The organism is Alkalispirochaeta americana, from assembly GCF_900156105.1.
Lineage (GTDB): Bacteria > Spirochaetota > Spirochaetia > DSM-27196 > Alkalispirochaetaceae > Alkalispirochaeta > Alkalispirochaeta americana.
Map to the genome: position 1 here is coordinate 133,388 of NZ_FTMS01000006.1, position 17,854 is coordinate 151,241.

14 protein-coding genes are annotated in these 17,854 nt (G+C 59.1%); 3 read left to right on the forward strand and 11 right to left on the reverse strand.

From position 1 onward, the window contains the following. Window positions 1–30: 30 nt before the first annotated feature. Window positions 31–1,461 (reverse strand): tetratricopeptide repeat protein, encoded by a 1,431-nt coding sequence (locus BW950_RS06115; protein WP_143559144.1) that lies wholly within the window; start codon window positions 1,459–1,461, stop codon window positions 31–33. Window positions 1,462–1,630: 169 nt separating this feature from the next. Beyond that, window positions 1,631–2,101: a Dps family protein gene (locus BW950_RS06120; protein WP_083943784.1), complete on the reverse strand. Its 471-nt coding sequence runs from the start codon at window positions 2,099–2,101 to the stop codon at window positions 1,631–1,633. 227 nt (window positions 2,102–2,328) lie between these two features. On the opposite strand from BW950_RS06120, the gene BW950_RS06125 reads away from it, so the two are divergent. After that, window positions 2,329–2,982 carry a tetratricopeptide repeat protein gene (locus tag BW950_RS06125; RefSeq protein ID WP_076488402.1) on the forward strand — a complete coding sequence of 218 codons (654 nt, stop codon included), beginning with the start codon at window positions 2,329–2,331 and terminating at the stop codon, window positions 2,980–2,982. A gap of 49 nt (window positions 2,983–3,031) precedes the next feature. On the opposite strand, the gene BW950_RS06130 is transcribed toward BW950_RS06125, so the two are convergent. Further along, the gene (locus BW950_RS06130; protein ID WP_076488403.1) at window positions 3,032–4,432 is read right to left on the reverse strand and encodes a citrate/2-methylcitrate synthase; all 1,401 of its coding nucleotides are present in this window, start codon (window positions 4,430–4,432) and stop codon (window positions 3,032–3,034) included. Between the two features lie 252 nt (window positions 4,433–4,684). Between BW950_RS06130 and BW950_RS06140 the strand changes: the two genes are divergently transcribed. Both BW950_RS06140 and BW950_RS06145 read left to right on the forward strand, forming a co-directional pair. Continuing rightward, the gene (locus BW950_RS06140) at window positions 4,685–6,397 is read left to right on the forward strand and encodes a Na/Pi cotransporter family protein (RefSeq protein WP_076488405.1); all 1,713 of its coding nucleotides are present in this window, start codon (window positions 4,685–4,687) and stop codon (window positions 6,395–6,397) included. A 112-nt stretch (window positions 6,398–6,509) separates the two neighbouring features. Next, window positions 6,510–7,775 carry an MFS transporter gene (locus BW950_RS06145; RefSeq protein WP_159438741.1) on the forward strand — a complete coding sequence of 422 codons (1,266 nt, stop codon included), beginning with the start codon at window positions 6,510–6,512 and terminating at the stop codon, window positions 7,773–7,775. Here the strand turns inward: BW950_RS06145 and glgA are convergent. From glgA to BW950_RS06185, 8 genes are all read right to left on the reverse strand, one after another. Continuing rightward, window positions 7,772–9,001: a glycogen synthase gene (glgA, locus tag BW950_RS06150; protein WP_076488407.1), complete on the reverse strand. Its 1,230-nt coding sequence runs from the start codon at window positions 8,999–9,001 to the stop codon at window positions 7,772–7,774. The genes BW950_RS06145 and glgA overlap by 4 nt on opposite strands. Before the next feature lie 90 nt (window positions 9,002–9,091). Beyond that, window positions 9,092–10,975: an aspartate ammonia-lyase gene (gene aspA, locus BW950_RS06155; protein WP_076488408.1), complete on the reverse strand. Its 1,884-nt coding sequence runs from the start codon at window positions 10,973–10,975 to the stop codon at window positions 9,092–9,094. Window positions 10,976–11,019: 44 nt separating this feature from the next. Beyond that, window positions 11,020–12,546 (reverse strand): M81 family metallopeptidase, encoded by a 1,527-nt coding sequence (locus BW950_RS06160; RefSeq protein ID WP_234969035.1) that lies wholly within the window; start codon window positions 12,544–12,546, stop codon window positions 11,020–11,022. A gap of 43 nt (window positions 12,547–12,589) precedes the next feature. Continuing rightward, the gene (locus BW950_RS06165) at window positions 12,590–13,789 is read right to left on the reverse strand and encodes an ROK family transcriptional regulator (protein WP_076488437.1); all 1,200 of its coding nucleotides are present in this window, start codon (window positions 13,787–13,789) and stop codon (window positions 12,590–12,592) included. A 24-nt stretch (window positions 13,790–13,813) separates the two neighbouring features. After that, window positions 13,814–14,566, reverse strand: a complete 753-nt coding sequence (locus BW950_RS06170) for a copper homeostasis protein CutC (RefSeq protein ID WP_076488409.1) — start codon at window positions 14,564–14,566, stop codon at window positions 13,814–13,816. Window positions 14,567–14,598: 32 nt separating this feature from the next. Beyond that, the gene (locus tag BW950_RS06175; RefSeq protein ID WP_076488438.1) at window positions 14,599–15,432 is read right to left on the reverse strand and encodes a carbohydrate ABC transporter permease; all 834 of its coding nucleotides are present in this window, start codon (window positions 15,430–15,432) and stop codon (window positions 14,599–14,601) included. 19 nt (window positions 15,433–15,451) lie between these two features. Continuing rightward, a complete protein-coding gene (locus tag BW950_RS06180; protein ID WP_076488410.1) occupies window positions 15,452–16,339 on the reverse strand; it encodes a carbohydrate ABC transporter permease in 888 nt (295 codons plus the stop codon). Window positions 16,340–16,465: 126 nt separating this feature from the next. Then, window positions 16,466–17,788, reverse strand: a complete 1,323-nt coding sequence (locus BW950_RS06185) for an ABC transporter substrate-binding protein (RefSeq protein WP_076488411.1) — start codon at window positions 17,786–17,788, stop codon at window positions 16,466–16,468. Window positions 17,789–17,854: the final 66 nt, after the last annotated feature.

A 17,854-nucleotide genomic window follows, 5' to 3' on the forward strand; every position in this document is an offset into this window, starting at 1 on the left:
CGCTTTGCGCTTCCTGGAGGACCCTTCATATCAGGAATCCCCACGAAGCTGCTCATACCGCCTGCGGGCCAGACGAGTTTCCATGAGACCGCGTATATCTGCATCAATGATATCCAAATACAACGCTCGGGCACTGTCAAGGCGTCCAAGCACCTCGTACTGGCCGGCCAGGTAGAAACTGGCCCTCAATCGCGTGAACCGATCCTCCTCACGCGTCACCTGCCGATAGATAAAGGCATCGGACCCCGGGTTCGCGTAGTAGCGGGCCATGTCAGCATAGAGGCCGGATCCGGCAAAATCGCGTCCCCGTTCTTCCAGATAACGCCGTGCCCGGGCTTCCTCACCCGCCATTTTGAGACTCAGACTTGTCAGGAGAAGCAGACCATAATCGGTGGGATCATTGGGGTTGCCCTTCTCCAGAGCGGCCTGAAAACGTTCTGCAGCCTCTGAGAACTGTTGAGCCTCAAATTTCAGGACTCCCAGGGGAGCAAGCGCTGGCTGATAATCGGGGCGCAACTCCAGGGCAGTCTTGTAATCTGCCATGGCAAGGTCTCCCTCGCCTTTTTGATCGTAGGCCCGGGCCCGGTAGACAAAGGCCATGAAAAGAGACGGGTCCCTGTCTATTACCCGATTGAAATCATCCAGAGCCCCGGCGAAATTGTTCCGCTCCATCCTGACCACGCCCCGGTCGTAGTAGTGCCACAGGAAATCCGGTTCAAGTTCAACAGCCCGGTTTAAATCCGCCTCGGCAGCGGCAAACTTGCCCTGGATCGCCCGGGCGCGGCTTCTGTCGGCGTGCCCCCGGGGTATGTCCGGGGCCGCCTCTATCGCCCGATCCAGGTATTGCTCGGCCCGGGAGGGGTTGCTCCGGCGCAACGCCAGGTTCCCCATTCCCAGCAGAGCCGTGGAGTTGCGGGGATCATGATCCAGCGCCGCCAGAAAGGAACGTTCCGCAGGATCGAAACGGCGGGAGCGAAGCTGGACCTCCCCCAGCGCGGCAAGAGCCTCGGGACGCTTTGGATCAATCTCCAGGAGCTCTTCCAGCAGGCGTTGCTCCTGCCGGCTCTCCCCACGGGCTCCCGCTATCAGGGCCAGGGAAAAGAGGGCATCGCCATCCTTGGGGTTGGCTTCGAGAACCTCCTGCAGGAGAGTCTCGGCACCAGCAAGATCTCCTGCCGCAAGATAGAGGTGAGCCAGGAGCACCTGCGTTTCCGGAGCTCCCGGATCTGCCAGCTGGGCAGCCTCGAAGGCCTCGATCGCCTCCTGGGGCTTTCCAAGCATAACAGCCAGGCTTACCGCCTCGTAGGCCTCCTCCACGGGATCCACCGGAGCATCCGGTTCGTCCGGATCATCGGAGATCTCGGGAACCTCGGGAACCGGAGGTTCAACTTCGGGAGGCGTAGCGCAACCAAAAACAAAAAAGAGGGCAAACACAACGAGAAGGTGTATCGCGAATCGCATAGGGAGGGAGTATATCAGATGAAAAGGAACCGCATCCAGAGAATCCGGAAAAAGCCGAAGCATCTTCCGGGTTTCCCGAGCAAGCCGATTCCTGTGCACGACCGATCGTGCCGGATAGCACGATGGCCCCCCATCCCACTGGAGGGCCACCTGGCAGGAAAGCCTCCTGTTAGTTGGAGAAGGCGCTCCAGAACCAGTTCTGCTTCTCGAACTCCTGGAGCATTCCTACTCCAAAATCAGCTGTCACCTCGTCGTTATGCTCACCGGCGGTCTCGATCAGACCCCGCACCTGGCCGATGAAATGAGCCAGATCCTTGAGCACAACCTGGGCGGTCTCTTCGGCGGTGTACTTGCGGCTGGGCAGTTCCTCCATGGAGGTGGTCTCAAGATACTCCTTGAGCGTTGTGGCGGGGCGGTTTCCCAACATGAGAATGCGCTCTGCCGTGTCATCAATGAACTCGGCCACACCCTCGTACATGCTCTGCAGTTCCTTGTGAACGGTGAAGAACTGCGGTCCCTCAATGTTCCAGTGCAATGCGTGGAGGTGTCCGTAGTAAATGTGCAGATCTGCCAGGAGGGTGCTCAATTTCCGTCCTACTGCCTCGGTGGTTGCTTTATCAAACTGTGTCTGTGCCATCATGTGTCTGTGCTCCTTTCATGTTCGAACCGGGTCATATTCTCTCCCTAATATAACAGGTTTTTCTCAGTACGGCCAGTCTTATTAAGAATAATTCTTAATAAGAACCAATCGTTCTTTCTCTCCCCGCCTGGTCCCTCCAGTTCCTGACTATTCCCCTTGATTAATTCCCGGGGAGAGATTAAGTTAGGTTCAGCTAATTATTTTCGCCCTCTCTAAGGAGGATGTCAATGGATCAAATACTTCCCACAGCTTATTTTCAGAAGCTTGTCGCTCGAGGAGCTTTTTCGCAGGCCCTTGCGGAACTCTCCCGAGTTGTTCTGGACGAACCGAAGCGCGCCGATGCCTGGTGTTACCTGGGAATCTGTTATACCGAAACAGGCCATCAGAAGGAGGCTATTGGAGCCCTCACAACAGCCTGGGCCCTGGGGAGCTCTTCCTATGAGGTGCCCGAGGCCCTGGGATGCGCCTACCTCCGCCGACGTGATCTCGATGCCGCCGAGGAGTGGTTTCTGCGGGCACTTCAGGAAATCGCCCGGGATCAGAAGCCTCTCACCCGGCAGGGGCCGGATCCGGGAAGACTATCCTCTGACGAAGCGCGGGCCGGCAGGGGCTCCATTCTTCGAAATCTTGCCATGACCAGAATTTACCGGGGTGATCTTGAGGACGCCCAGTTTCTGCTGGAGGAAGCCCTGGAGGCAACTCCCGAGGATGTGTTGTCTCTTCATGCGCTCTCGGCGCTTCAGATGCAACTGAAGAACACCGAAGGCGCCCGAAAAAATCTTGAGACGATTCTTGCGGCCCCCGCAGCGCCCCGCTGGCTGCAGACGGTGGCCGAGAGGAACTACGCCACCCTTTTGGTGGGGTGGCCGGCAACATCCTAGGATACTGCCCGCCGGCGTCTGTCGTCTGTCTCGGGAGCCGCCCCGAAGCTCAGGAGCGGTCCTGAAGAGGAGTGTATTTCTCGTCGAATCGGCCTGTGTAGAGTGCCCGGGGCCGGAAGATCCGGTTGTTTTCGATGTACTCCATCACCCGGGCACACCACCCGGAGACGCGGGAAACCGCAAAGATGGTGGTGTACAGGTCCGAGGGGATGCCCATGCTGCGATAGACGATTCCCGAAAAGAAATCCACGTTGGGAAAAACCTTCTTGCTGGCACCCAGGTGGGAGATCACTTCCTGCTCCAGGGCAAGGGCGGTCTGGTACATCGTCTTGAGCTCGGGGTTCTCCGTGGCCAGCATGCCCGCCAAAGGCCCCAGAATGCGAGCCCGGGGATCGTAGGCTTTGTAGACCCGGTGACCAAAACCCATGACTTTCCGTTTCTGTTCCACCGCCGTGCGGTACCATTTTTTTACCGACGAGGGCTTGCCGATGCGCTCCAGCATATTCACCACTTCCACGTTGGCGCCGCCGTGGAGCGGCCCGCTGAGAGCAGAGATTCCCGCCCCGATGGCCAGATAAATATCCGAGAGGGTGGAGGCCACCACCATGGAGGCGAAGGTACTGGCGTTCATGCCGTGGTCGGCGTGGAGGATCAGGCAGATATCCATGATCCGCTCTTCCAGGGGCGTGGGACGGCGCCCGGTGAGCATATAGAGGTAGTTCCCGGCGAAGCTCAAGTCGGGCAAGGGTTCCAGGGGTATCCGCCCCTCCCGGACCCGGCCGATCGCGGCAGCCACGCTGGCTACACCGGCAATGAGGTTATAACAGCTTTCGGTTTCGTCGGAGCTGACCAGGTCGGTGGGCTCCACCGTGGGAACGGGACGGAAAAACCGCGTCAGAAACTGGAAAACCGGGTTTTTCTTCCCCTCGGGGACTGTTTCCATGGCAATGGAGTCGTCGTCACTGTGCAGGGGGGCCTCTGCAGGAGTTCCCGGAAGGTGATCCTGGTAGGTCTGTTTTTGCCGCATCAGGTTGGTGCCCAGACGCAGGGCAGCCATGGGATTCATGCTTTCCACAGGAAAGCTCAGGAGCAGACGCTGGGTTTTGGGGATGAACATGCGACGCCGCAGGGTTTTTGAGAACGTCTCCAGCTCCGTTGCCGTGGGAAGCTTCCCGTGGAGGAGCAGAAAGGAGGTTTCCTCGAAAGAAGAGTGCGCGCAGAGATCAAAAATATCGTAGCCCCGGTAGATGAGCCACCCTTTGGCACCGTTGACGTATCCAATCTGGGTCTCGCAGGCGATCGCACCCTCCAGGCCCGGCCCGACGGTGCAATTGATGGGCCAATCCACTGAGGAGGTCATGTTCGGTTCAGGTTCGTTATTTGTCTCCCGGTAGGCACGCTCTTTTGCCTCCAGCACGATTCGGGTAATGTCATCCAGCGTTTGTTCCATCGTACCTCCTGTTGGTGTAGCCCCTGGTGTGAGTGAGAACGTACACGATACCACGGGTTTCACGAATCACGCCAGTCCGGGGAGCTCGCACCCTCTTCGGGGGGAGCTCCTGCCCACCGCAGACTCGTGGCAGGCTCCTGTCGGCGCCGGCAAAAAACATCAAACCAGAGGTTTTTAGCTTTTTTTGCCGAAACAGGCTCAAAGAGGGCGACAGGCTGCCAGCTTTCGTGTAAGGTGCACCCGGAATACACCATGACGGCGATATACCAGCTTTTCCACGTTCTTGGAAGTCTTGGCCTCCTGGTCTATGGAATGCGGCTCCTCAGCGACGGTGTCCAACGCGTTGCCGGAGACCGGTTGCAGTCCATTCTCAATTATGTAACAGCCAACCGCTTTGCCGCGGTCCTCACGGGGTTCCTCGTTACCGTTCTGGTTCAGTCCTCGTCGGCCACCACGGTGATGATCGTCAGCTTTGTCAACGCTTCGCTCCTCAGCCTGACCCAGGCGATCGGCGCCATTATGGGGGCCAACATAGGAACAACCGTCACAGGCTGGGTGATCGCCCTGCTGGGATTCTCCGTGGATATCTCGGCGGGAGCCCTGCCCGCAGTTGGCCTGGGCGCAATCCTCATCTTCAGCAAGCGCCTGCGCAGGCCCGATCTGGGAGAAACCCTGCTGGGGTTTGGTCTGCTTTTTCTGGGGCTTTCCTTTCTCAAGGACGCTGTTCCCGATATAAGCGCTCACCCCGAGATCCTGGAACGGATCGCGGCACTCTCCGGGCGCGGAATGCTTTCGGTACTCCTCTTTGTGGGGATAGGAGCCCTTCTCACGGTGATCGTTCAGTCCTCGTCGGCGGCGGTAACGATCACCCTCACCATGGCTTACGCCGGGTGGATCGATTTCCCCGTGGCCGCAGCAATCATCCTGGGAGAGAACATCGGGACCACCGTGACGGCGAACCTGGCCGCCATGGGGGGAACGGTAAACGGGCGCCGTGCTGCCCGGGCACACCTGGTGTTTAACGCCCTGGGAGTTCTCTGGATGTTTCTTCTCTTCCCCCAGGCCCTGCGCCTTGTCCACTACGCCGCAGGGTCACGGCTCCTGCCCACACAGCTTGCGCTCTTTCACACCGGTTTCAACCTGGTGAATACGGCGATTTTCATCTGGTTTGTACCGGTCCTGGCGAACCTGGCGGTTCGCATGGTACCCGACACGGCCGATGCGGCCTCCCTGGAAGGCTCCTACCAGGTGCCAATCCCCACAGCCTACGCCGAAAACCACCCTGAACTGTATTTGCTGGAGCTGCGCTACGAGGTGGTCCAGATGTCGCGGATCGTGGAATCCATGATCGCCGACTCCTGGAAGCTCTTTCAGAATCCCGAGGCCGTCACGGAAGAACACCTGCTCAGTCTGAAACAGCGCGAGGACTACACCGATCAAATGCAGGAGAAGATCTCGGCCGTTCTGGCCTCCTTCGGCTTCCAGGCCTCCCGGGAAAGCACCACGGCAGCGGCGATCGCCTTGCTGCGGATCGTGGACGAGCTGGAAAGTGTTGCCGACAGCAGCTACAACATCGCCCTCGCCGCAGACCGATGCCAGCGGAAAAAGCTGGAAATCTCCCCCGAGGCGCTTCAGGAGCTGGAACCCTACGCCCAGCGGGCAATCGCCTTCACCGGGCTGGTTGATCAGCGGTTGCTCACTCCCGGTAGCGACGAGGATCTGCGCCAGGCAAAACAACTGGAGGAAGAAATCAACGCCCTGAGAAACGTGCTGAAAAAATCCTCCCGCCACAGAATCCAGCAGGGGGCCGATCTCAAGGGCGAGCTCCTGGTGCTGGATGTGATCAGTCATCTGGAGCACATGGGCGATTACGCCCTGAATATCGCCGAGGCGATCCGCCACATGAACGCCCGGGTCCCTCTGCTGATGAAAACCCTGGAACCCCGACCCGACGCGCCAGCCTGAGGTCCGGTTCCCGCAGTCGAACACTCCTGAGGCCCCGACCTCCCCGGCCCGAGGCAGGACACCCCGGGCTCCCTCTTTCCTTTCCCTGCCAGCTATGATAGACCATGATCCCATGACGCTTAGAGACCTCTTTCGGGACAAGGATCGGCGGTATCTGCTTCTTACGGCATCTCTGGCTTTTCTTGCCCTTGGAACATCCCAGGCCCTGTACGGCCCGCTCTACCCCTGGTTTCGCGAGAGTCTCTCCCTCTCGGGTTCTGCCGTGGGTCTGATCGCCTCATTCCACTTTTTTGGAGCCACCGTGGCGGTCCTGGTGGCGGGTTTTGTGTTGCGGCGCGTGGGGTTCAAGGCGGTAATCATCGCCGGGGCGTGTATCTTCTCGGCTGGATATTTTGGCTTTGCCACAAGTAGCCGCTGGGGAGGAATCCTGGCCTCGGCGCTTCTGCTGGGTCTGGGTTTTGGAACTCTGGTGAGCTTTAATCTCTTCATTGACGATTACTTTGGCCCCCTGGGCGCGGCAGCCCTCAATCTGACAAATATGTTCTTTGGAATCGGGGCGATCCTGGGGCCCCTTCTGGCAGGGATTTCCCTCTCCCTGGGGGGACACCGTCTGGCGTTCCTTGCGGGAGGAGCGGTGGCTCTTCTTCTCCTGGCCATGACGCTTCGCCTCAGGCAGCATCACCCCGTGGCAGAGACGGACCGTTCCGGGGCAGGCACCGCTCTGGCGGGGACGGTGGTCTTTCTCGTTTTCCTGGCTCTCTATATTGCTGCCGAAGCCTCGGCATCGAACTGGATACCCACAAGCCTCACACGAAACCACGCACCGCCTTTTGTTGCATCCACCATGGCCATGGTCTGGCTCGCTGTGAGCGCCGGTCGGCTTGCGGCGGTTCCCCTGAGCGTCCATCTGGCGCCCCATTTTATGGTCCTGGGAAGTGTGGGGTGTGCTACCGGGATGTTTCTGCTGGCCCGGTTCGAACCTGCGGCTCCTCTGGCCTATATCGCCACGGGGTTCTTCCTGGGGCCGGTCTACCCTGCCACGGTATCCTGGATACGGCGGGTCTTTCCGTCCCGGGCAGCCCGCATCGCCGCCACGGTTATGGCCGGGGGCGGACTGGGCGGCATCTTCGGGCCGCCCCTGGTGGGGGCCGCCACTGATACCTTCTCTACAGCGGTCATTCCTCTGGCTATCGCCCTGATCCTGGTGGCATCTCTCCTGACGGGACTGGGAATAACGGTGTTCTTTCCGTCCCGCCCCACCTCCGCCGGCAAGGGGCAGGAACCTGGCCGGGAGGACCACCAGGGGGACCAGGAACGCATTGGCCTGGTCCTTCCCGTTGGCCCCGGTCCCGTACCCGGATCAGCCCCCCGGGACTAGACCTCGGCGGCCCGCCGCTCCAGAAGAGCCTCGTAGAGATTGAGGGTTTTCCGGGCGATGGCTCGCCAGCTGAAGTGCTCCTCGGCACGACGGCGCCCGGCCTGCCCCATCTGCCTGGCCAGGGCCTTGTCACCGGCAACCCGGTTGATCGCCTCAGCCAGATCACGGGAAAACTGTTCGGGATCCCGGGGAATGAAGGTGCCCCGTTCCAGATCAAGATCGACCAGCAGGCCCGTCTCGTCGGGGACCACAACCTCGGGAATACCTCCCACCCGGGAAGCCACCACGGCGGTCTCGCAGGCCATCGCCTCGAGGTTGATAATTCCGAAGGGTTCGTAGACCGAGGGACAGCAGAACACCGCTGCATGGGAATAGAACTGGATCGTCTCATCCCGGGGAAGCATCTGATCGATCCAGATAATGTCGGAGCGCGTGCTTCGGGCAGCGGCAACGCTGGCGTTCATCTCCTGGGCAATCTTGTCTGTATCGGGTGCTCCCGCAAGAAGCACCACCTGGATACCCGGATCGATCCAGGGGATCGCGTCCACCAGGTGAATAATTCCTTTCTGGCGGGTAATACGCCCCACAAAGAGTACGTAGGGCCGATCGGGATCGACGCCATGACGCTTCAGGGCCTCCGTGGAGGGGTCTTTTCTGTATTCTTCCAGATCGATTCCGTTATGAATCACCTCGGTCTTGGCCTCGGCAGCCCCGAAGTGTGCAAAAATATCGTTTCGGGTCTCTTTGGAGACGGCCACCACGGCATCGGCGTTTTCTATGGCGGTGCGCTCCATCCAGCTGCTCAGATGATAGGCAGAACCCAGCTGCTCGGCTTTCCAGGGCCGAAGGGGCTCCAGGGAGTGGGTGGTCAGGACAAAGGGAATGTCCCAGAGCTTGGCCGCCAGAAGCCCGCCCATCTGGGTGTACCAGGTGTGGCAGTGGACCACATCGGCATCGAGGGTATCCTTGGCCATGGCCAGACTTCGCGAGAAGGCTCCCAGGGCGCTGGTAAAACGGGGGTCCGTGTTACAGGCCATCTCGTCCCAGGGCTGGTACCCCCGAACGCTCAGGTTCCCCTCGGTGCTGTCCTGCGCTCCGAAACAGCGCACCTCCACGGGGACAAACTCCGCCAGGGCCTTGCTCAGATATTCCACGTGGACACCTGCACCGCCGTAGACGTTGGGCGGGTACTCGTTGCTAAAGAGGGCTACTTTCTTCAGTCTCATGCCAGATCACTCCTTTGGGGATAACAGGGTTCCTTCCCCAAATACTAACACACTTGCCGGGAAACTGTGGCAGGACCTGGGGCGGGAAGATTACAAAAGCTGGTCGTCCTTGCGGAATATTTTCTGGCAGCCCGGATCAACCATACCTTCCGGACTCAAGAGATCTTCCAGGGTCTCCCGATCCAGAAGCCCCTGCTCCAGCACAAGGTCATAGACCCCCCGATTCTGCTCCAGGGCCTCCCTGGCGAGGACGCTGCACCGCTCGTACCCCAGGACCGGAGTCAGGGCCGTAACCAGACCGATACTGTTGAGTACGGTCTGCCTGCAATGGTCCTCGTTCGCCGTGATCCCGTCGATACAGCGGACTTTCAGGGTCATCATGCCGTTTTTCAGCATCTCCACGGACTGGACAAGACTTTGGACGATCACGGGCTCCATCACATTCAGCTCCAGTTGCCCCGCCTCGGCGGCAATGCTCACGGTGAGATCGTTCCCCATTACCTTGAAAGCGATCTGGTTCACCACCTCGGGGATCACAGGATTCACCTTGCCGGGCATGATCGAGGAACCGGCCTGGAGGGGGGGCAGGTTTATTTCCCCGAAACCAGCCCGAGGCCCCGAGGAAAGCAGCCGCAGATCGTTGCAGATCTTGCTGAGCTTGATCGCCAGACGCTTTACGGCCATGGAGTACATCACGAAGGATCCCGTGTCCTGGGTTGCCTCGACCAGATTATCTGCCTTGACCACCTCAAGGCCCGAGATCTCCCGCAGATGGCGTATCACCAGGTTGGCGTAGGCCGGATCAGCGTTTATTCCCGTGCCAATGGCGGTTCCCCCCAGGTTGACCTCCAGAAAAAGGCGGGCGTTCTCCTGGAGCCGGAGTATTTCCTCTTCCAGCGTTACCGCATAGGCCTCGAAGGTCTGGCCCAGCGTCATGGGAACGGCATCCTGCAATTGGGTGCGGCCCATCTTGATCACCCCGGCAAATTCCTCGCTCTTGCGACGGAAGGATCCAATCAGCTCCCGTAAAACCTGGAGAAAGGGCTCGTTACCCCGCACCAGAGCTATCTTCACCGCCGTGGGATAGGCGTCATTGGTGGACTGCGAGAGGTTTACATGATTGTTGGGGTGACAATAGCGATATTCCCCCCGGCGGTGCCCCAGAAGCTCCAGCGCCCGGTTGGCGATCACCTCGTTGGCGTTCATGTTTGTGGAGGTTCCAGCCCCGCCCTGAATCATATCCACCGTAAAATGGGGGTGGAGCTTTCCGTTGGTGATCTCCCGGCAGGCGGCGATGATCGCCGCAGAACGCACCGAGTCAAGGAGGCCCAGATCGCGGTTTGCCCTGGCCGCAGCCTCCTTCACCATGGCCAGAGAGCTGATGATCAGGGGGTAAAAGCTGAGGGATATTCCGCTGATGTTAAAGTTTTCCAACGCCCGCAGGGTCTGTATTCCATAATAGGCCTCGTAGGGAACGTTGCGTTCGCCCAAAAGATCCTTCTCGGGACGGGTTCGTCCCGATTCGTATTGTGCTCCGGAGTCAATAATCCGGTTTGTGGCTCCCCGCATGCGTCGTGCCATGACCCGGATCACCTGGGAGAGAACCTTCACCGTAGCTCGGGGGCTTTCCGACAGAAACCCCCGGTGAACGATGAGAACCAGGGTATCCACCACGGCCCGGCCCGAGGTGGAGTGAGGAGAGGTGCTCCCCCAGGCGCTCTCCCCCAGGAAATCACCGGTGCTGAAATAACTGAGCCGGGTCTCGCTGCCCAGGGCGCTCTGTTTCACCAGCTCCACGCCGCCCCGACAGATAACAAAGACGTTTGTTCGGGGTGCGTTCTGACGAAAAAGAAACTCTCCCGGAGCGTATCGCCGCTCTTCGGTGAAGCGAAGAAGCGTCTCGAACTCATCCTCCTGAAGCTCCCGAAAGAGCTCCAGGTTCCGCAAGAACTGGATCGTTTCCGCCTTCGTCATGGTCTGTTCTCCTTCGGAGGGGTGCCCGTGCAACAGGGTTCCTCTCAGAGGGTGTCCTGGCCCCCCGGAAAAGAGGGGCCAAAGGCTTCACCCCGGGGTGTGTGATCAATCTCCGCATCCAGAGGAAAGACAGGACGGGAGAGCTCCGTGAAGGGGAGCGTCTCCAGCACCTCGTTGCTGCTCCCCGGTGTCAGGGCCATGATCGTGCGGGCGGCGCACCGCTTGTGGGGATCTGTCAGATATCCCAGTTTCACCACGATCACCGCGTAGTCCTCGACCCTCCTGTTCAGCGCTTCGAACATCCGGGGGGTTACAAAGCCGATGTGGTTGGAGACCAGAATCAGCTCCACGAACCCGGCCCGGACCATCACCATATCAGTATGAAAGCGCTCCCACTTTCGCGCAAGGGAAAGGACCTCTACCTCCAGGCGAAGGGGCTTCGATGTGACCTGATCGAACCGGGCTCCCAGGGCAAGTTCCAGCCTGGCCCCCACTCCGGCCTGGAGACACCGTTCCACTGCCGGAGGGTCGTAGATCCCCGCATAAAGAAGAGGTGTCTCCAGGTGGCTGAAGGGCTCGTACTCAAGAATCTGCCCGAGAAAGCCCGTGCAGTCGGCAGAAGAACCAGCTGTGGGGTTATCACCGGAATCGGAGAGATACACAGGCCACGCTCCCTCTCTGGCAGCCGCCAGGGCAGCCTCCAGAGCCTCCCCGGGGGGATAGCTGTCGGTGTGAAACCGGAAGTTTTTTCGTTCCTGCCAGAAGGCCCGGGCCAGATCCTCCGCCTCGGCCCGGGCCGCAACGCTGGATTCTTCCATCACCACCAGGGCCGAGACTCCGTTTTCCGGACAGTCCGCCCAGGGAAACCCCAGAAGATAGGAGAGCGCCATTACGCCCGGCTGCTGTTCCCGCTCCCGCAGAAGTTCGATCAGCCCCCGCATTGGTTCCACGCTGGTCTCGGTTTTCTCTCCGGCGATAATCAGGGGGAGCTTGCACCAGCCGATGACGGGCCTCACGCCCTGGCGCAGCATGGCAACAAGCATGCGCGCCGCATGCTCCCCCGTCTCGAAGCAGTCCGTATGGGGTGCCTGTTTATACCCCACCACAGCATCAAGACACCGTACCATGGGTTCCGTGACGGTGGCGTGCATATCCAGAGAGGCCGAAAGCGGCGTATGGGGGAAAATTTCCCGAAGCGCCTCCAGCAGATCCCCCTCGGCGTCACCGATCCCCTCAACCCGCATGGAGCCGTGGAGAGACAGGGCAATCCCGTCGATGAGAGAGGACTCACGGGCTTTCCGGGCTCGCTGAAGAAATTCCTCTTTCACCGAGAGGTAAAACTCCCGGGAGACCACCCCGTTAGGGACAGCCCGGGCCATCAGGATCGGCTCCACCTGGAACCCCTCGGTCTGAAGGGTTTTGATGATTCCGCTGATACTGTCATCGTCGTTGAGAACGCCAAAGATCTCGTCACCCCGCTGGAGGGAGAAATCCTCAGCCCCCGTAATAATGGGGTTGAAGGTATTCGACTCGTGGTGGATTCCACCCACAAGAACACGCATGGTTTTCATCCTTATCCTCCTCGGCAGGGCCTTTGCCCTGATATTTTCAGGGTTAGTCAATCAAGTTGGTCAGCAGAGACCGCCAGATTCTGGCATCCTGTTCCCTGCCGCCAATACGGGGTATGGAATAGAGTGTGTCCAGGACTGCAGCAGCAGCACCCCGGGCGGCGTCGTACTCGGCATTGCCCAGGACCTCCACCTGGACACCGCTACGGGCAAGGGCGTCCCACTCCTGGCGGAGGTCTTCTTCCAGGACGCGCCGGATCAGGTCACCTTCGGATGAAAGATCGCCTCCCACAAAGAGTGCCCGGGGGTTGCTGATGTGCATGAAAAGAATCAGGGTCCGCAGGAGTTCCACCACCAGCTTTCTGCGAATCCCGGCGTCCCGGGAAACCCTGTTCATCTCCAGGGGTGTGAGGGCGATCTGACCGGGTACGTTGCCGCTTTCTTCGAAGAAGAGACTGCGGAACTCCCCGGCCCGGCGGGTAAAGCCGTTATAAATTGTCCCGTTATAGACCAACCCCAAACCCACACCCACCGAGGGATATCCCTCGGGCAAAAGCTCCTGCCGGTGAAAACGGGGCAAGAGATATACAAAGGAATCGTCTTCGTCCCGGCTGTCGTACCAAAGAGTTTTCCAGGCGCAGCAGTTTGCGTCGTTTTCCATGAGCACCGGATAGGAAAAAGTCCTGGCCAGGAACTCTCCCAGGTGTGCCCCGGTGAGATTATGGGACCAGCATTCCTCGATCACAGGCCCCTCGGGGTCTACCACGCCAGGGATCGCCACCCCGGCCCCCAAAACGGGCATATTCCGGGGAATGCGGCTCTCCACCTCGGCAAGGACCGACGAAAAAAGCGCTTCAAAGCCCGCTGCAGCGGCGTGGTACTCGCGATGGACGCAGACGATCTCCTCTCCGGCAATATCGGTTACCAGGGCTTTGTAGTAATCTGCCTGGAGATCCAGCCCGATCACCGCTCCGTAGGTGGGGTTGATCACGATCCGGGTTGCTCTGCGACCGCTGCCCCGGGCAGGCTCATCGGAAGAATCAGCAGGGTCATTCCCGCCAAAACCGCTCTCCACCACAAGCCCCGCCTGAAGCAGGCGGTTGACGATATAGGTCACCGTGGAGGGCTGGAGTCCCAGCTCCCGGGAGATTCTGCGCCGGGAGGCGCCGCCGCTTCTGCGCAGAAAGTCCAGCAACAGCGAGCCGTTGGCAGCTTTCTGATATCGACTGTTTCCTACCAGTTTCATCGTACCCCCGGGTTTCATGTTGAGCTATTCCAGGGTGCGACAGATATCGGACACCTGGCTTTCATCGGTGAAGGTAGAGACAAACTCGGGCTGCCGCAACTGTCCTCCCATGAAAACATGGCCCGGGCGATAGGTCATGGCGCTTTCCTCATCCCGGTTGGCCGCGATGTGATACTCCCGGGCTCCGATCATCCCGGCAAGAAGGCCAATATTGCGAGGCGTGATCCCGGCCCCGGGCATAATGATGATTCGGTCACCGGCCCGTTTCACCAGGTCCCTCAACCGCGAAGCCCCCTCCAGGACCGACGCCTCCTGGCCGGAAGAGAGGATTCTGTCGAATCCCAGGGAGATGATTGTTTCCAGCGCGGCGAAGGGATCCTGGACCATATCGAAGGCACGGTGGAAGGTCACGTTCATGGGACGCGCCAGCTCCAGAAGCTCGGCGTTCCGCTCCTGATCCACCTCCCCCCGGGCGGTCAGTATTCCCAGAACAACTCCGTCAGCGCCCTCCTCCCGGGCCATGATAACGTCTTCCCGCATCACCTCGAACTCCCGGGGAGAGTAGAGGAAATCCCCGCCCCGGGGGCGAATGATCACCTGCAACCCGATATCGATGCTCCGGCGCGTTACCCGGATGGAACCGGCACTGGGGGTGGTTCCCCCCTCAAACAAATTGTCGCACAACTCAACCCGGTCAGCACCGCCAACCTGGGCCCGCACCGCTGATTCTACCGAATCAAGACAAACCTCGACCTTCACTTTACGTTCTGATTTCATTCAAGCACTCCTGTCGTTGCATTCTATGTTATTTACTCTTTCAAGGCGCCTTCGCCAAAACCACTGATCAACAAATTATGGGCACCAATATAAAAAAGGATCATGGGAACTGTCCCGATCACCAGAGCTGCAAACTGCATCCCGTAGTTCACGTTCAGCCGCCCGGCGAAGGAATTAATCGCCACAGGGAGGCTTCTCATGGACTCCCCGCTGGTCAGAATGAAGACCAGGATAAACTCGTTCCAGTTTCTGAGGAAGGTCAGAACCGCGATGGTGGCCATTACCGGCGAGGCCACCACGATAATGATCCGGAAAAAGACCTGCACGTAGGTGGCGCCATCTATCACGGCGGCCTCCACCAGCGAATCGGGTATGCCCCGGATGTAGGAGCAGGCAAGAAGCACCGCCATGGGCAAACCAAAGGCGATGTAGGGAAGAATCACACCGATCCGGGTATCGTAGAGGCCAATTCGGGTTTGCATGATGAAAAGCGGCGTGATAACAGCGTTCACCGTGATAAGCAGCCCCAGGGTAAAGACCCCGAAATATACCCTGGCCGACGAGTAGCCGAACTTGGTCAGGGCGAAGCCTGCCGCCAGCGAGAAGAGAACCGTAAAAAAGGTACCGAAGCCTGTATAGATTACGCTGTTCATCGCGGCAACGCCCATGTTTCCCATGCGCCAGGCATCGTGATAGTTCTTCAGCGTGGGGTCCCGGGGCCAGCCCAGGGGATGAAACATGATCTCGCCCTGAAGCTTGAAGGATGAATAGAGCATCCAGATCAGGGGAAAGAGGGTTATCACCGTGAAGGTGAGCAAGAACACATACGCAAAGAGGCGCCAGCCCCGGGACATATCCTGATTCATCGGTTTCATAGCGCTCTCCCTAGTCATATTTCTTCTGAAACCGGCCGTAGATCCAGCGGGCCAGGGTAATAAGCCCTACGCTGATCACCACCATGATAACCGAGACGGCACTGCCGTACCCGAAATTATTGAACGTGAAGGTGTGTCGATAGAGGTAGATCGACATGACACTGGTATAGTTCACCGGGCCGCCCCCGGTCATGGCAAAGACCAGGTCAAAACTCTTGAAGCTCCCCGAAATGGCGAAGATAGAGCTGATGAAAAGAACGTTCGCCAGGGAGGGTACCACCACCTGGGTGAGGATCGTAAACTCCCCCGCTCCGTCGAGTTTGGCGGCCTCTATGGTGGATGAGGGAATGCGCTGCATGTTTGCAAGGAACATCACCATGTAGAGACTGGTGTGCATCCACAAGAGTACTACCAGAATGGGCACCATGGCCCAGTCCTGGTTCTCGAAGATGCGCACCACGTAATCGGGATTTCCCGTGAGAACCCGCACCATGTTGGTATAGAGGCCAACGGGCGAAAAGATGCGGTTCCACAGGAGGGCCACCACCACCGCCGAGATCGTGATGGGCAAAAAAATGATCATCTCGAAGAACCTCGTGCCACGCACAAGCTTGCGAAAAAGAAGATACGCCAGAAGTATTCCCAGGGGTATCTGGCCCAGAACGGAGGTGAGCATGATCTGAACATTGTTCCACAGGGCCCGGTGAAACTCGGGATCCCGCAGGATCACCAGATAGTTATCGAACCCCACAAATCCGGTGAGGACAAAGTTCCTCCACCGTGTGAACGAGAGAAGCCCGCTCAATCCGATGGGAAAGATAATCACCGAGAGGTAGATCACCAGCGCTGGGAACAGCAACAGGTAGTAACTCGCCCGCTTGTCTCTGGTCTCGACCATGCCTCGTCTCCTGTAATCCTTCTCGCTCTGACTCGTGCTGACTTGTGGTGAATCGTGGTGAACCACGAAGAGCAGCTCCCGGGACGAAGGGGCCCGGGAGGCGCTCCTGGTGGCATCGAACCCGGGTTAGTTGCCCACCCGGCTGGAATCGTTGGCGGCAACCCACTCCTCGTAGCTTCGGGCCACGTTGGCAGGACTCACATTTCCGAACATCATCGCCTGGATCGCCGGGTTCAGGATTCCCATGCCCTCACCGTCCATCTTGGCGTCTATGACGTACCCCATGGGGGTGTTTACCTGAAAATCCGCGTAGGCCCGCTGAAGCAGGGGCAGATCGAAGTCGTCGTAGTCCAGGGTGTAGGAGGGAACCTCCCCGTGCTGAAGCCTGATAGCCGCACCCTGGAGGCCTTTATAAAACCGGATGAACTCCAGGGCAGCCTCCAGTTTTCGGGGGTCCTGGGGAAGGTTCACGTTCAGCCCGAACCCCTCCGAGGGGACGGCTGCGCTGGAACCATGACGAACAGAGCCGTCAACACGGGGAAAGGTTCCCAGATAAATCGCTTCCTGTTGTGGTATGTCCAGGATGTTGGTCATGGCCGAGGTACGCCAGCCGGCGTCGATCAGGTATACCGAACGACCCTGATAGAACTCCTGGTTTGCCTCGGGGTTGGACATCTGGTTCACGCCGGGGCTGAAGACATTTTTCTCCACCATCTCCTGGATGATCTCCAGGGCTCGCACGAAGGGACGATCGGTGAACGCCGCCTGGCCGCTCATGGCATCGTGGAACCACTCCTGGCCACCCAGGCGATCCACCAGAACACTCAGGAGCCAGGAGTTCATGGGCCACTGATCACGGTTCCCCAGAGAGATGGGATAGTATCCGGCCCGGCGGATCGTCTCCACCTGATCCAGCAGCTCCTGATAGGTCTCGGGAAAGGTCAGGCCCAGCTCATCCATAATGGCCGTATTGGCGTACATCACGTGACATACCGCCATGGAGGGGGGAACCGTGTAGATCTCTCCCTCCGGCCCCTGGGGTTCCCAGGCAGCGGGGGTGAAACCATCGAGAAACTCCTGATCCAGGTGGGGTCGCAGATCAAGAACCTTTCCCGTTTCGGTGATATAGGCCGTGCGCTTTCCCACGTAGGTGGTAAAGAGATCGGGCAGGCGCCCCGAGGCGGCCATGGCCTGAAACTTCTGGTGAAAGGCCTCGCCCGTGGCGTACTCGTGGCGAAAGGTAATGTGGGGATGGGCCTCGGCAAAAGCCTCCATAACGGCGTTATGCCCCTCAAACTGGGGATTTGCCGGATCTTTCTGCAGGTATGTGGTGAGGACAACCCGGCCGTCGTCCTCTTTTTGGCCACCGGCCTGAAGCACCGCCGGAAGAAGAAGCGTGCACGCAATCAGCACCACCAGACTTCTCCGCGTTGAGGTGACGTGTCTCATGAGAACCTCCTTAATTGATTCATTCATTGAATTAATTAAAACATCGGAACAGGGAGCTGTCAAGAT

What these genes read in the sequence shown, in the direction of transcription:
- BW950_RS06175 (WP_076488438.1), bottom strand. Translation starts at nt 15,432, where the DNA reads ATGAATCAGGATATGTCCCGGGGCTGGCGCCTCTTTGCGTATGTGTTC.
- BW950_RS06115 (WP_143559144.1), bottom strand. Translation starts at nt 1,461, where the DNA reads ATGCGATTCGCGATACACCTTCTCGTTGTGTTTGCCCTCTTTTTTGTT.
- BW950_RS06130 (WP_076488403.1), bottom strand. Translation starts at nt 4,432, where the DNA reads ATGGAACAAACGCTGGATGACATTACCCGAATCGTGCTGGAGGCAAAA.
- glgA (WP_076488407.1), bottom strand. Translation starts at nt 9,001, where the DNA reads ATGAGACTGAAGAAAGTAGCCCTCTTTAGCAACGAGTACCCGCCCAAC.
- BW950_RS06160 (WP_234969035.1), bottom strand. Translation starts at nt 12,546, where the DNA reads ATGAAAACCATGCGTGTTCTTGTGGGTGGAATCCACCACGAGTCGAAT.
- BW950_RS06170 (WP_076488409.1), bottom strand. Translation starts at nt 14,566, where the DNA reads ATGAAATCAGAACGTAAAGTGAAGGTCGAGGTTTGTCTTGATTCGGTA.
- BW950_RS06180 (WP_076488410.1), bottom strand. Translation starts at nt 16,339, where the DNA reads ATGGTCGAGACCAGAGACAAGCGGGCGAGTTACTACCTGTTGCTGTTC.
- BW950_RS06165 (WP_076488437.1), bottom strand. Translation starts at nt 13,789, where the DNA reads ATGAAACTGGTAGGAAACAGTCGATATCAGAAAGCTGCCAACGGCTCG.
- BW950_RS06185 (WP_076488411.1), bottom strand. Translation starts at nt 17,788, where the DNA reads ATGAGACACGTCACCTCAACGCGGAGAAGTCTGGTGGTGCTGATTGCG.
- aspA (WP_076488408.1), bottom strand. Translation starts at nt 10,975, where the DNA reads ATGACGAAGGCGGAAACGATCCAGTTCTTGCGGAACCTGGAGCTCTTT.
- BW950_RS06120 (WP_083943784.1), bottom strand. Translation starts at nt 2,101, where the DNA reads ATGATGGCACAGACACAGTTTGATAAAGCAACCACCGAGGCAGTAGGA.
- BW950_RS06140 (WP_076488405.1), top strand. Translation starts at nt 4,685, where the DNA reads ATGACGGCGATATACCAGCTTTTCCACGTTCTTGGAAGTCTTGGCCTC.
- BW950_RS06145 (WP_159438741.1), top strand. Translation starts at nt 6,510, where the DNA reads ATGACGCTTAGAGACCTCTTTCGGGACAAGGATCGGCGGTATCTGCTT.
- BW950_RS06125 (WP_076488402.1), top strand. Translation starts at nt 2,329, where the DNA reads ATGGATCAAATACTTCCCACAGCTTATTTTCAGAAGCTTGTCGCTCGA.